The organism is Vibrio hepatarius, from assembly GCF_018860525.1.
Classification (GTDB): Bacteria; Pseudomonadota; Gammaproteobacteria; order Enterobacterales; family Vibrionaceae; genus Vibrio; species Vibrio hepatarius_B.
In genome coordinates, this window is record NZ_JAHKPM010000032.1 from 190,281 (window position 1) to 204,410 (window position 14,130).

Sequence of the window (14,130 nt, forward strand, 5' to 3'; positions counted from 1 at the left end):
CCTGCGATATAAATACTTAAAACAGTTCTTCGTTTTCTGTTGAGGTATAAATGGTATCCATTACTTCATCGCTGACGTAGTCGACTGGTTCTGTGCCTTCAACGAAGTATTCAAACATTGAGCTTGAATCAAATTTGTTGGTTAGTAGGCCAGAGTTACGATCTATCCTTACTCGAACAATATTGGCAGGGATCTCTTTTTCTTGAGTGGGTACATCAGTAAGTGCTGCTTTCATAAAGTCAACCCAAGCCGGCTGAGCGGTCTTTGCACCAGCCTCCGCACCAGAAATTTGCTCTTTATTAAGGTTGCTATTAGGTATGGTTCGTCCTAGCTTACGGGTGTGGTCATCAAAGCCTACCCAAGAGATGGCAACCATTCCAGGCCCATAGCCATTGTACCAAGCATCTTTGGAATCATTGGTTGTACCGGTTTTTCCACCTATATCACGGCGTTTTAGTGCTTGTGCTCTCCACCCAGTTCCATTCCAGCCAGTTTTTTCGCTCCAGTTTCCTCCTCCCCAGATATTGCTATACATCATTTCTCGCACTAAAAATGCGGTTTGTTCAGAAAGGACTTTTGGAGCGTATTGAGCGGCTTGATTAGCATTATTAGGGTCAACGTCTTGTTCTAAAAATTCATTATCTAGGTTATCTAAATCATTTTCTGAGCAGGACTCACGGCAAATGAGTTTAGGCTCAGCTTCAAATTCTAGATCACCAAATGGGCCTTCAATTTTACTTATGTAATAGGGTTCTACGTAGTAACCCCCATTGGCAAATACAGAATAGCCTTGAGCCATTTTCATTGGTGTTAAGCTACCCGCCCCTAATGCTATGGTTTCTGAGCGTGGTAATTGATCAAGATTAAAACCAAAACGAGTCAGATACTTGCGTGTTTCATTTAAGCCAACTTCACGCAGTACTCGTACTGCCATAACATTTTTTGATTGTGCAAGACCAATCCTTAAACGGGTTGGGCCTATGTAGGTAGGCGGTGAGTTTTTTGGTCGCCAAGCTGTTCCTTGGCTTTTATCCCACTGATTGATAGGTGCATCGTTGACCAAGGTTGCTAACGTTAGCCCTTTATCTATTGCTGCCGAGTATATAAACGGCTTAATACTTGATCCGACTTGTCTTACTGACTGTGTAGCACGGTTAAATTTGTTATGTACAAAGTTGAACCCCCCAATGAGAGAAAGTACTGCACCGCTCTCAGGGTTCATGGCCACAAATGCAGTGTTGGCATTAGGGACTTGGCTCAACTTCCAGCTCGTACTAGTTTCTTGGCTTTCTTGGTGTTGAATTTCTCTCTTACGCACCCAAATTTGCTCTCCAGTAGCGAGAACTTCAGTTGCTGAGCTTGGTGCAGGGCCTTGACGTTCGTCAGTTAAGAATTTACGAGCCCATTTGATGCCATCCCACTCAAGTGTCTGGTAGCCTTGATGTTTAACCCATATTTGGGCCTGTTGAACGGTGACGTCAGTAACAATGGCTGGAGTGAGTTCTCCGTATGTCGGCACCTTGGCTAATATTTCATCGAATTTTTCTGTATCGAAGGGCTTTTGACCTTGTGACCAAAGAGTTTTCTCTGCGCCTCGATAGCCATGTCGCTCATCGTAGGAAAGTAAGTTATTGATTGCTGATTGATTAGCAGCAGACTGCAATTTAGAGTCCACAGTCGTATAAACGTTCATACCGGAGGTGTACGCATCTTCTCCGTATTGTGCAACCATCCAAGATCGAGCAAGCTCGGCGACATATGGAGCCTTGAGTTCAATTTCAGCGCCGTGATAGCGTGACATTATCACTTCACTACGGGCTTGTTCGAATTCGGCTTTAGTGATGTATTCTTCATTTATCATGCGCTGTAGTACGACATTTCTACGATTTGTTGCACGCTGAAGTGAATATATTGGGTTCATTGTTGATGGAGCTTTCGGCATTCCGGCTAACGTTGCCATTTCACTAAGCGTAAGATCCTTAAGATCTTTACCAAAGTATGTTTGCGCAGCAGCGCCAAAACCATAGGAGCGATAGCCTAAGAAAATCTTATTGACATACAGCTCCATAATTTCTTGTTTACTTAATAACTGCTCAATATGAATGGCGATAAAAATTTCTTTTATTTTGCGCATGATCTTCTTTTCATTAGAAAGGAAGAAATTACGGGCGAGTTGTTGTGTGATGGTACTCGCTCCTTGCTTTGCTGAACCTGAAATCGCTACGACAAGTGCTGCTCGAGTGATGCCGATAGGATCTATCCCGGGGTGCTCATAGAATCGACTGTCTTCTGTCGCAATTAGTGCTTCAATTAGATGTGGTGGGATTTCATCATAGGTCACTGGAATACGACGTTTTTCACCAAACTGTGAGATGAGTTTGCCATCTTGACTGAATATCTGCATGGGTGTTTGCAGTTTGACATCTTTTAATGTTGCTACATCGGGCAACTCAGGTTTGACATAAAGATAGAAACCAAAAATGGTACCAATCCCAAGCAGTGTGCAAACCAATACGAAAACAAACAATCGCTTTATGAACTTCACCGGAGAATCCCTGATTAATTACGCTTACGTTATGCAAACTCGTACAGTTTAAGCTAAAAACGTAGCTCATATGTGTTTATGCGCCCACTAAATAAATGGAATTAAATTAGTGGGCTACGTTAACCTGACGGAGCTGAGCAGCATGGGCCAATCATTAATTACAGGCGTTGACATTAACCACCGGTATATTCGAGCCGTGGTGTTAAAGCCTGGAAAAAACACTTGCAAACTGGTTTGTTATCACCAAGTAGCTATTGACGACGATATTCTTACTGATAACGACAGGTTAAATTATCAGGAAATTGTAAAGAATCTAAAAGAACTAAGAAAGGCTTTACCCTTATTTAGTCGTAAAGTGTGCCTAAGCATTCCAGATAATGCGATAATAACTAAGCAATTACAGTTAGATAGCGGATTAAGTGAAGAGGAATCTCTTTTTGCTATTGAACAAGCTTTTTCGCAACATTCTTTAATTGAGGTTGACGATCTCTATTTTGATTTTATTGTTTTACCTAACCATGATGAAAATAACAAGCATACATATCAAGTTTATGCCACTCGCAAGTATGACATTGATGGTCTGATGGCTGCCTGTTCTCAAGCGAAACTAACTCCCTTACTCATCAATCCATACTCCTACAACCTTAGCCAGCTTTGGCGACAAGCTGTTGACTATTATCAACAACATAATTGGTTACTTATTGATTTTAATGGTTCTCACTTGTCTATGTACTTTGAATCCAAAGTGCAGGGGAGTGTTTATCATCATCTTGAGGTGGGAGACGAAAAAAGCACAATTTTAGACGGATTAAGGAGCCTCTATCGTCATATTCAGTTACTTAATATACAACCTAGCGGGGTATGGCTTACTGGAGAAAGTAGGTTAAATCCAGATCGAATATGTGAGTCAATACCAGAGGCGAAATTTGATTGTGTATTTTTAAATTTGCCCGAGTTAGTAAGATTTAAAACCAATCATCAAGTTCAGACACTTGGTGAATATTCTAGGGCTTTGAGCCTGGCCTTAAGTGGTATCAAATGGCTGGAGCAAGTTTATGAGTTATAACATCAACCTTATCCCATGGCGAGAAAAACGCCGTGGATATCAGATTCGTATTTTAATATCTCGTTTGTGTGTCGTCACTATAGTGGGTGCTCTCACCTGTATTTATTTAGCAAAATATCTAGCTTCAAAAGTGGAGAAACAACAAGAGCGAGTAGCTCTACTTAGTGAGCGAAGTCAATGGATTGTTGAACAGAAAGAGCGAGGAAAGCTGACCCAACAGAATATAGAGCAAATAGAATCTGCTATAAGCACTTTAATTCGGTTCGATGTTCAGCGTTTCCGTTCTTTAGATTTAATGCTTATGTTATCTGAAACCATACCTGAGAGAGTGTATCTCAATCAAATTAGTTTAACTGGCAACCAGGTTCAACTTAAAGGGATAACCGCGACTTCCGCAAATCTTAGTGAGCTGCTAACTCTTTTAAATCAATCGCCTGGTGCTAATGCAGTTACCGTGCAGCAATTACGTGGCAATGACTCAAGTACTCAGCATAATTATCTGTTTTTTACCATCTTGTTTGAATTGGTTGAGCGTATTCATGAGTAATAGACAATATTTTTCTTTACTTTCTCTTGCTAAGTTGAGCACATCGGTTCAGTGTCTCTTTTTTGCTGGTTATCTTATCTTTATCTTTGTCGTTGCTTTTTTTGTATACCTTAATCCACAGCTAAAGGTACTGGAGTCTCTTGGAGAAAAAGAGATTCAACTGATACAGGTTCTAAATTCAAATGATAATAAGGTACGATTAGATAAACTTTCAGGAGAACTCGCCGACTTAAAAAAGACCGAAAAACGCTTGCGAGCCCAAGTCACTCGTTCAGAGAGTTTACCCCAAATAGTAAAGCGGTTAAGTCAAATAGCAGAGCAACATTCTTTAGACTTGTCTAGCATCGTTCAAGGTGACAGCAATAGTACTGATATTGCTCCCATCTTAGGACTTCAGATTGAACTCCATGGCCATTACTCGCAGGTGGTTGATTTTTTCCGTTCGACGGCTAAAAGCCCTTATTTGATTTATTTCGATAAGCTTCAATGGAGCCGTGTCGATAGACATGATAATGCGCTACATGTGCAAGGTAATGTGTTTTTTTTAGCGGAGAGTTTAGGGAATAAAAATGCGAGTTGAACTTATTATTATTCTCAGTGGCTTGCTGCTGGGCTATGAGGTCAACTCACTATCTTTGGAAGCAAAAGGTGACATGACTTCTCATCTGAATTTGGTGATTAAGAATGATGTTATGGGCCAATCCATACAAAATTATAATTATCTGAATGATATAAAACTACCGCTGAAACGCGATCCTTTTTCGGTTCCTTTGCTATTGTCTGAACCATCACCCTGCGATTCAATGACCGCTAAACCTTCTGTACATGCTGCGATTGTTTTCCCATTAGAAAAACTGCGACTGGCAGGTGTTATTTACCGACAAAGTGAATATATCGCTATGATAGAGCTCCCTGATGGCATACTTAGAGCTGGCGTAGTCGGACAAGAAATTGGTTTAAATCAAGCTATCATCACCAATATTTCCTCTGATGAAGTCCAGATAGGTCAATGGGAGGCTCAACATGAGGTGTGTCGATTGGTGAATAATATCAGTCTTACCATTTCCGAGTAGGACATACTTATGATGCATGGCGTGATAAAAAAAATTACGATGTTGATAAGTATTTCTTTGCTTTCAATTGTATATATTCGTGCTGAAACTATCGTTGCCTTTCAATCTGATACATCAGAAGATGATCGCCTTGGCCGAAAATTATCTGTTAACTTTCAGGACATCCCAGTTCGAAGTGTATTGCAACAGCTTGCCGAATATAGTGATTTTAATTTAGTTGTATCTGATTCTGTATCTGGAAAAGTGACGCTTAGGCTTAAAGAGGTATATTGGTCGCACTTACTTGATATGATTTTATTGATTAAAGGGCTTGAGAAGCGTCGAGTTGGTGATAGTTTGCTAGTATTACCAAAATCTGAACTAGGCATGCTTAATAACAAGCTTTCTCATAACTCAGAATCGATTGAGTCAGTCATTATTGCCATGCGCTTTGCTGATGCGGCGGATATTGCTGATATACTTGGCAATGAGGCTACAACCTCCATGTTGTCTGAATTTGGTTCTATATCGGTAGATGTAAGAACTAATTCTTTACTGATTCGAGATCAAATGGCTTATATTAGTGCGATGAAGCCTATCATAGCGGCGCTAGATGTACCGGTTAAGCAAGTACAAATTGAAGCGCGTATAGTCAGTTTAAGCGAAGGGGATGTACAAGAGCTTGGTGTTCGCTGGGGACTAAGCGCGATGAATGGTGGTTATTCTCTTGGAGGGTCAATCGAAAATAACCTATCCAATATTAGTTTATATACGGAAAGTGAAGCGGCTCTTGATGAATTTCTTAATGTGGATCTTGCTGTGACTTCTAGTACTGCCTCGACAATTGCCTTGCAAGTCGCTAAATTGAGTAGTGGTATCTTGCTTGACCTTGAGCTGTCAGCGTTGCAAAGAGAAGCTCGTGCTGAGGTGATATCTAGTCCACGTTTGATTACAACCAATAAGCAACCTGCCTATATTGAACAAGGTACGGAAATTCCATATTTGGAAGCAGCATCAAGTGGAGCGACAAGCGTCAATTTTAAAAAGGCGGTTTTAAGTCTTAAAGTAACGCCACAAATTACGGCTGACAACCGTTTAATTTTAGATTTAAAGGTTACGCAGGATAGGCCTGGCCAAGTTGTGAAAACAGGCACAGGTGAAGCCGTGGCTATAGATACTCAGCGGATAGGTACCCAGGTGCTTATTAATGATGGTGAAACAATAGTATTAGGAGGGATTTATCAACACAGTGTGTCGGATACTGTTGAAAAGGTGCCACTTTTGGGAGACATTCCAGTGATAGGAGGCCTATTTAGGCGGAGCTATCAGCAAATGGGTAAGAGTGAATTGCTTATTTTTGTTACACCAACCGTGATTGTTCCCTAGGCCCAAGCGGTGGATTAAATGCTTTTATATTGCATAAAAATCAACCACAAAAGGTGCTTAGGCCCTAGCAAATTAAAAAACAGATGAAAATAAATTTGCAATAGTGTCACCTTACCTAGATAATTTCGGGTCTTATCACGAATTATCTGTGAGGAATTGGTGCTGCAAGCATATCATAGGCCAGAGATTTCTGGTTATCTTGTGGCGATGTCATTGAATTAACGTTGTAAATTACTGCTAAACATGGCTGAAAAACGCAATATTTTTCTTGTCGGCCCTATGGGTGCTGGCAAAAGTACAATTGGTAGACACTTGGCTCAACAACTTCACATGGAGTTTGTCGATTCGGATACCGTAATTGAAGAACGCACTGGTGCAGATATCGCTTGGGTATTTGATGTCGAGGGCGAAGACGGCTTCCGTGTACGTGAAGAGGGGGTGATAAACGATCTGACGGAGGAGCAAGGAATTGTTCTTGCGACGGGTGGTGGTTCTATTAATAGTAAAGAAAACCGCAATCGTCTTTCCGCGCGCGGGATCGTTGTTTATCTAGAGACAACGATCGAAAAGCAACTTGCACGCACAAATCGTGACAAAAAACGTCCTTTATTACGGACGGATAGTCCACGTGATGTGCTTGAGTCGCTGGCTGGTGAACGTAACCCTCTTTATGAGGAAATTGCGGACTACACAGTGCGAACTGACGATCAAAGTGCAAAAGTGGTAGCCAACCAGATTGTAAAAATGCTAGAAGAACGTTAACACGTTAAATATTAGCAACTGGAGAATACCCATGGAAAGGATTACGGTCAGTTTAGGTGAGCGTAGCTATCCAATCTTAATTGGTGCCGGATTATTTAATGATCCGGCCCACCTTTCATTTTTGCCGGCAAAACAAAAAGTGGTTGTGATTACCAATGTCACAGTCGCTCCTCTGTATGCTGATAAAGTGCTAACCCTTCTTGGTCACTTTGGTTGTGATGTCTCTGTACTTGAGCTGCCAGATGGTGAGCAATATAAATCACTGGAAACTTTCGATACTGTGATGAGTTACCTTCTTGAAGGTAACTTTTCTCGTGATGTCGTCATCCTTGCCCTCGGCGGCGGTGTCATTGGTGACTTAGTAGGTTTTTCTGCGGCGTGCTATCAACGCGGGGTTGATTTTATCCAGCTCCCGACAACATTGTTGTCTCAAGTCGATTCGTCTGTTGGAGGGAAAACTGCGGTCAACCACACATTAGGCAAAAACATGATAGGGGCTTTCTATCAGCCTAAATCAGTAATCATTGATACAGATTGCCTTGCCACGTTACCACGCAGAGAATTTGCTGCTGGTGTCGCTGAAGTCATAAAGTATGGGATTATTTACGACAAGGTATTTTTTGCCTGGTTGGAAGAAAACCTTGATAAACTTTACGCGCAAGATGAACAAGCTTTGACTTATGCTATTGCACGCTGTTGTCAAATCAAAGCGGAGGTGGTTGCGAAAGATGAAAAAGAGTCTGGGCTTAGGGCTTTACTAAATCTAGGGCACACATTCGGCCACGCGATTGAGGCAGAGTTGGGCTATGGTAAGTGGTTGCACGGTGAAGCCGTCTCTTCTGGTACTTTGATGGCCGCTAAAACCGCTCAACTTCAAGGTCTTATTACACAGCAGCAAGTAGAGCGAATTCTCTCTATACTAAAGAAAGCGCAATTGCCTGTACATACACCAGATACGATGACTTTTGACGATTTCATGAAACATATGATGCGTGATAAGAAAGTACTTTCTGGTGAGCTGCGCTTAGTGTTACCTACTGGAATTGGTAGCGCCGAAGTTGTTAAAGGTGTGCCTGAATCGATTATTCGACAAGCAATCGATTTTTGTCGCAATATATGAGTTGTTTGCTTTAGACAGTAGGCTGTTATTAGGATGGTTTGAATGAGCTTAACGCATGAATCCCGTGTGTTGGAGTTAGATACTCAAGTAGAGCTGCTTGAGCGTATGCAATTACTGACTAATTTTGGTTCGAATCTAGTCACTGTTGGTGGTGCTTTAGGATCTGGTAAATCTTGGTTAGCCCAACGTTATTTGGAAGCTTGGGCCACCGACAAAAACCAATCCTTGTTAATGTGCCACCCTAATCAAGATGATCAACAGCGGCGCACAATGATCTTGACGCAGCTTTTTTCAGAGCCGATGTTTGATCCCACCGACCCTTTGACTGAAAGCTTTTCTCGCCAAATTAATGAAGAAGGCTGTGATGTTGTCATTGTTATTGATGATGCTCAACAGTTGAAAGAATCATTTGTTTCAGAGCTGTGGATGTTGATTCTTGAAGCGCAAGACAACCCTGCTTGGACAGTTAATGTGGTTTTATTTGCTCAGTCTAATTCACTTGATGTGTTACTGACGCGCTTGAGTTATGGTCAAGATCATAAGCCAATAGATTTAGAGATAGATCCATTGAGCCAAGATGAAGCCGATCGATTTTTTGAACATCTAGTGATTCGCTTTGTCGAAGATGAGAAAGAAAAGCGCGTGCGTAATGCATATCGTACCGTTGCCCTACAGCCGGGTGACATTATGGCTTTAGGGGACCATAAAGTGGAAAAAAGGATCATTATTCGTTCAATAATTGGCTCACCAGTCAATATTGCACTACTTGTTATTACTCTGCTTCTCCTCATAGGAGGAGGTTATTGGTGGATGATGTCTCAGCCTTCGCCAGAGAAAAAGTCACTTCAAATGGCAGATGAGTCTGAAGAGGCAGTACTACCTGGATTATCTGAAAATAGCGAATCTGATATTTCGTTACAAAAACCTGACTCTGTATCTGAGGCTGATACAGATAAAATGGTAGTATCGATGGACGATGATTCAGAGGCTTTGCCTCCTAAGGTGACAGAACAAACCTCTAGTGTAGGTAATGCTCATGATGGTCAGCAGCGTGTTGTGATCACTTCTGAAGTTGTTGATGCGTTAATAGAAGGTAAACCTGAAAAGGCCGACACATTGGCGGTCGAGAAACCGGTTTCTAATCCCAATATTCGTATTTTGCCTGCAAAGAAAGAGAGCGCTTCACTGACTGAAACGCTTGTATCTGAACCCGAAAAGCAGATCAAACCCGTGGTAGCGTTTTCTTTTTCCAAAAGTGAGTTAAAGCGCTTATCTTCAAGGAGTTACACATTACAATTGGCAGCAGTTCAATCTCTAGAAGAAGTGCAGACTTTTTTGGATAAACACAAATTGGCAGGTAGCGTATATATCTACCCAACTTTACGCAGTGAAGCTGAGTGGTTTATCATCACTTATCAAAACTACCCAACAATTCAGGTTGCCAGAGATGCTGTAGAATCCTTGCCAGCAGATTTACAGCAATTGGAGCCTTGGGCGAAGTCGCTCAGTCAAGTGCATCGAGAGATTGAACGAGTGAAATAACGCTGAGTTGAGACAAAAAATATGTTACATTTCGCAGCCTTAATTTTGGTTGATTGATTTAGAGCATTAGATGAAGAAGCAGCGTGCCTTTCTGAAATGGGCTGGTGGAAAATATGGACTTGTTGAAGATATCCAGCGGTACTTACCAGAAGGGCGGAAGCTAGTTGAACCTTTTGTTGGAGCTGGTTCTGTTTTTCTTAATACAGATTATGAGCATTATCTTCTTGCAGATATTAACCCAGATCTAATTAACCTTTACAACTTACTGAAAGAAAACCCTCAAAAGTATATATCTGAATCGAAACGTTGGTTTGTTGCCCAAAACAATCGTAAAGAGTTTTATCTATCGGTTCGAGCAGAGTTCAACGGCACTGATGATGTTATGTACCGTTCACTAGCTTTTCTTTATATGAACCGATTTGGTTTTAACGGTTTGTGTCGTTATAACAAAAAAGGGGGATTTAATGTCCCTTTTGGTTCGTATAAAAAACCGTATTTCCCAGAAGCTGAATTAGAGTTTTTTGCAGATAAAGCTAAAAAGGCTACTTTCGTATGCGAAAGTTACACGGACACATTTAGGCGCACACGCAAAGGGAGTGTGGTCTATTGCGATCCGCCTTATGCGCCTTTATCAACCACAGCTAACTTTACTTCTTATTCAGGTAACGGATTTACGTTAGATGATCAGGCTGCGCTTGCTGATGTGGCAGAAAAGGCGGCTAAAGAGCGTCATATCCCTGTTTTGATTTCTAACCATGACACCACTTTGACACGTCGTTTGTATCATGGTGCAGAGCTCAATGTTGTTAAAGTGAAGCGCACCATTAGTCGCAATGGAGCAGGAAGAAATAAAGTTGATGAGCTATTAGCTTTGTTTAGACCAAGCGATCACCGTTAGCGACATTTCGCTTATCTAAGCTATCTTATGTGCTTTTGCTTCGGTAGAATGTGGTTAAATTGGTCTTTTGAGTTTGCCTACATTAATTAGAGGTCCGGTATGAAAGATTTCCTTATCGCTCCATCCATTTTATCTGCTGATATGGCACGTCTTGGTGAGGACGTTGATAAAGTCCTCGCTGCAGGGGCAGACGTGGTTCATTTTGATGTGATGGATAATCATTACGTACCTAACCTCACATTTGGTGCTCCTATTTGCCAAGCGTTGCGTGATTACGGCATTACTGCGCCAATTGATGTGCATTTGATGGTAAAACCTGTTGATCGCATTATTCCAGATTTTGCCAAAGCGGGCGCTTCTATGATTACCTTTCATGTCGAAGCTTCTGAGCATGTTGACCGCACCTTACAGCTTATCAAAGAACACGGTTGTAAAGCAGGTGTTGTATTGAATCCAGCCACACCTTTATCTCACCTTGATTATACTATGGATAAACTCGATATGATTTTACTTATGTCAGTTAATCCTGGTTTTGGTGGGCAATCATTTATCCCTAAAACGCTTGATAAACTCAAAGCGGTGCGTCGCCTAATCGAACAGTCTGGACGCGATATTCGGTTAGAAATTGATGGTGGGGTTAAGGTCGAAAATATCAAAGAAATTGCTCAAGCAGGCGCGGACATGTTTGTTGCAGGTTCGGCGATTTTTAATCAACCAGATTATAAGCAAGTGATTGATCAAATGCGTGCAGAGTTAGCAAAGGTAAGGTAGCTTAGATGAGTAATATAAAATTGATCGCGTTTGATCTCGATGGCACTTTACTTGATAGTGTGCCAGATCTTGCTGTAGCTGCAGATCAGACAGTACAAGCCCTTGGTTTTCCTCGTGTTACCGAAGAACAAGTGCGTGACTACGTTGGTAATGGTGCTGATGTGCTTATCGCGAGAGCCTTGAGTGCTAGCATTGAAGTTAACCCCGATTTAGATCCTGAGCTCCAAGCTAAGGCTCGTCAGCTGTTTGATGATTATTATGAGAAAACTGGACATCAGCTGAGCCACTTGTACGCAAAAGTTAGGCTAACTCTCGAGCAGCTTCATCAAGCAGGTTTTGTGATGGCTTTGGTGACCAACAAGCCGTCTAAATTTGTTCCTGATGTATTGGAAAAGCATCAAATCGATAGCTTTTTTAGTGATGTTATTGGTGGTGACACTTTTCCTGATAAGAAGCCAAACCCTATTGCCCTTAACTGGTTACTTGAGAAGTATGAGTTACAGCCAGAGCAGATGTTGATGGTTGGAGATTCAAAAAATGATATTTTAGCTGCAAAAAATGCTGGCTGCTTATCATTTGGACTTACCTATGGCTACAATCATGGCGAGCCGATCTCGGATTCAAAGCCAGACTTTGTATCAGATTGCATTGCTGATTTGCTCGATGTTGCTCAGGTTTGTCCGCCGTTGTAACAAAAGATCTTCCAAAATACTCGTTAATGAGTACACTGAGTACGCCGCGTGGTAGACAAGCTATGCGGTTTTTTCATTTTTTAGATTAAGAAGTCAAGGAATCATTCTCATGAGCAAGCCCATTGTATTGAGTGGTGTTCAACCCTCAGGTGAACTAAGTATCGGTAACTACTTGGGTGCTCTACGTCAGTGGCAACAGATGCAAGACGATTATGATTGCCAATACTGTGTGGTTGACCTTCATGCGATTACGGTTCGCCAGGACCCTAAAGCACTGCATGAAGCGACGCTAGATGCATTGGCGATTTGTCTGGCCGTTGGTGTTGATCCACAAAAGAGCACGCTATTTGTTCAATCTCATGTACCAGAGCATGCGCAGTTGGGCTGGCTTCTTAATTGTTATACCCAAATGGGAGAGCTGAGTCGAATGACCCAGTTTAAAGATAAATCTGCTCGATATGCCAATGATGTGAATGCGGGTTTATTTGGTTACCCTGTTCTGATGGCGGCAGACATTTTGCTGTATGGAGCTCACCAAGTACCTGTGGGTAACGATCAGAAACAGCACCTAGAATTGGCGCGTGATATCGCGACTCGCTTTAATAACATTTATGCGCCAGATGCGCCGATTTTCACTGTACCTGAGCCTTATATTCCCACAGTGAATGCACGTGTTATGAGTTTGCAGGATGCAACCAAGAAAATGTCCAAATCAGACGATAATCGTAAGAATGTTGTCACGTTATTGGAAGAACCAAAATCAATTATTAAGAAGATCAATAAGGCTCAAACTGATACTGAAACACCGCCACGTATTGTTCATGATTGGGAGAATAAAGCAGGTATATCTAACTTGATGGGACTTTATTCCGTGGCAACTGGAATGAGCTTTGAAGAAATTGAAGCGCAATATAAAGGCGTTGAAATGTATGGTCCATTCAAGAAAGATGTCGGTGAAGCTTTAGTCGCAATGCTAGAGCCAATTCAATCGGAATACCACCGTATTCGCGCCGATCGTTCTTATATGGACAGTGTTATGAAGCAAGGAGCTGAAAAGGCTTCCGCACGTGCGGCGAAAACCTTGAGTAAGGTCTATCAAGCTGTCGGTTTTGTTGCCCGTCCGTAGTATTAAAATCTTAAAGAACATTCAAAAAACGGACTCATTCGAGTCCGTTTTTGTCTTTTGTTTAACTGATATTTACTGAGCACCTGCAAAATCCATTTGACGCCAAGCTTCAAACGCAATGATGGCCACTGCATTAGACAAATTTAAGCTGCGAGCATCTGGCATCATTGGAATGCGTATCCGCTGCTCCATAGGTGTATTTTCAATCAGTTCGGCGGGCAACCCACGTGTTTCTGGGCCAAATAATAGCACGTCGCCTTTTTGATATTGGGTATCGACATGATGACCTGTCGTTTTCGTTGTGCAGGCAAAGATACGAAACTCGCTTCGTTGCTTTTCTAGGTGTTGGATAAATGCTTGGTAGTTTTGATGGCGAGTCACTCTCGCAAGATCATGATAGTCCAACCCAGCCCTGCGAACTTTTTTTTCTTCCAAATCAAAACCAAGTGGCTCAATTAAGTGAAGGTTGGCACCACAGTTGGCACATAAGCGAATAATGTTACCAGTATTCGGGGCAATTTCTGGTTCATACAAAGCGATATCAAACATTGTGTTGGTCTTGCGCTATTTGGAATTAGGCTGGAAATTATAAGGCGGCTTGGGGGAGCCGCCAAGTGCGCAGA

General features: G+C 41.8%; 14 protein-coding genes. 12 read left to right on the forward strand and 2 right to left on the reverse strand.

What is annotated here, in order from left to right; all coding sequences use genetic code 11:
- Positions 1–16 precede the first annotated feature (16 nt).
- Positions 17–2,545, reverse strand: a complete 2,529-nt coding sequence (locus KO511_RS09605) for a penicillin-binding protein 1A (protein ID WP_215987218.1) — start codon at positions 2,543–2,545, stop codon at positions 17–19.
- Between the two features lie 142 nt (positions 2,546–2,687).
- Between KO511_RS09605 and pilM the strand changes: the two genes are divergently transcribed.
- The 12 genes from pilM to trpS all read left to right on the forward strand — a co-directional run bounded on the left by pilM (position 2,688) and on the right by trpS (position 13,507).
- Positions 2,688–3,611: a pilus assembly protein PilM gene (gene pilM / locus KO511_RS09610; protein ID WP_215987219.1), complete on the forward strand. Its 924-nt coding sequence runs from the start codon at positions 2,688–2,690 to the stop codon at positions 3,609–3,611.
- Complete coding sequence (locus tag KO511_RS09615) at positions 3,601–4,158, forward strand: PilN domain-containing protein (RefSeq protein ID WP_215987220.1); 558 nt, start codon at positions 3,601–3,603, stop codon at positions 4,156–4,158. Before pilM ends, KO511_RS09615 begins: the two co-directional genes overlap by 11 nt.
- Positions 4,151–4,738, forward strand: coding sequence for a type 4a pilus biogenesis protein PilO (gene pilO / locus KO511_RS09620; RefSeq protein ID WP_215987221.1), 588 nt, complete (start codon positions 4,151–4,153; stop codon positions 4,736–4,738). The genes KO511_RS09615 and pilO overlap by 8 nt, the downstream gene beginning before the upstream one ends.
- On the forward strand, positions 4,728–5,231 hold the full coding sequence (locus KO511_RS09625; RefSeq protein WP_215987222.1) for a pilus assembly protein PilP: 504 nt from the start codon (positions 4,728–4,730) through the stop codon (positions 5,229–5,231). The genes pilO and KO511_RS09625 overlap by 11 nt, the downstream gene beginning before the upstream one ends.
- A 9-nt stretch (positions 5,232–5,240) precedes the next feature.
- Positions 5,241–6,596 carry a type IV pilus secretin PilQ gene (locus KO511_RS09630; RefSeq protein WP_252724304.1) on the forward strand — a complete coding sequence of 452 codons (1,356 nt, stop codon included), beginning with the start codon at positions 5,241–5,243 and terminating at the stop codon, positions 6,594–6,596.
- A gap of 243 nt (positions 6,597–6,839) precedes the next feature.
- Positions 6,840–7,358 (forward strand): shikimate kinase AroK, encoded by a 519-nt coding sequence (aroK, locus tag KO511_RS09635; protein ID WP_125319353.1) that lies wholly within the window; start codon positions 6,840–6,842, stop codon positions 7,356–7,358.
- A gap of 31 nt (positions 7,359–7,389) precedes the next feature.
- Positions 7,390–8,478, forward strand: a complete 1,089-nt coding sequence (gene aroB / locus KO511_RS09640) for a 3-dehydroquinate synthase (RefSeq protein WP_215987223.1) — start codon at positions 7,390–7,392, stop codon at positions 8,476–8,478.
- A 42-nt stretch (positions 8,479–8,520) separates the two neighbouring features.
- Positions 8,521–10,020, forward strand: coding sequence for an SPOR domain-containing protein (locus KO511_RS09645; protein WP_215987224.1), 1,500 nt, complete (start codon positions 8,521–8,523; stop codon positions 10,018–10,020).
- A 70-nt stretch (positions 10,021–10,090) separates the two neighbouring features.
- Entirely contained in the window at positions 10,091–10,918 is an 828-nt protein-coding gene (locus KO511_RS09650) for a Dam family site-specific DNA-(adenine-N6)-methyltransferase (protein ID WP_215987225.1), read from the forward strand.
- A 99-nt stretch (positions 10,919–11,017) separates the two neighbouring features.
- On the forward strand, positions 11,018–11,689 hold the full coding sequence (gene rpe / locus KO511_RS09655) for a ribulose-phosphate 3-epimerase (RefSeq protein ID WP_215987226.1): 672 nt from the start codon (positions 11,018–11,020) through the stop codon (positions 11,687–11,689).
- A gap of 5 nt (positions 11,690–11,694) precedes the next feature.
- A complete protein-coding gene (locus tag KO511_RS09660) occupies positions 11,695–12,381 on the forward strand; it encodes a phosphoglycolate phosphatase (RefSeq protein ID WP_215987227.1) in 687 nt (228 codons plus the stop codon).
- 109 nt (positions 12,382–12,490) lie between these two features.
- Complete coding sequence (gene trpS, locus KO511_RS09665) at positions 12,491–13,507, forward strand: tryptophan--tRNA ligase (RefSeq protein ID WP_215987228.1); 1,017 nt, start codon at positions 12,491–12,493, stop codon at positions 13,505–13,507.
- A gap of 72 nt (positions 13,508–13,579) precedes the next feature.
- On the opposite strand, the gene trmL is transcribed toward trpS, so the two are convergent.
- A complete protein-coding gene (gene trmL, locus KO511_RS09670) occupies positions 13,580–14,056 on the reverse strand; it encodes a tRNA (uridine(34)/cytosine(34)/5-carboxymethylaminomethyluridine(34)-2'-O)-methyltransferase TrmL (protein WP_215987229.1) in 477 nt (158 codons plus the stop codon).
- Positions 14,057–14,130: the final 74 nt, after the last annotated feature.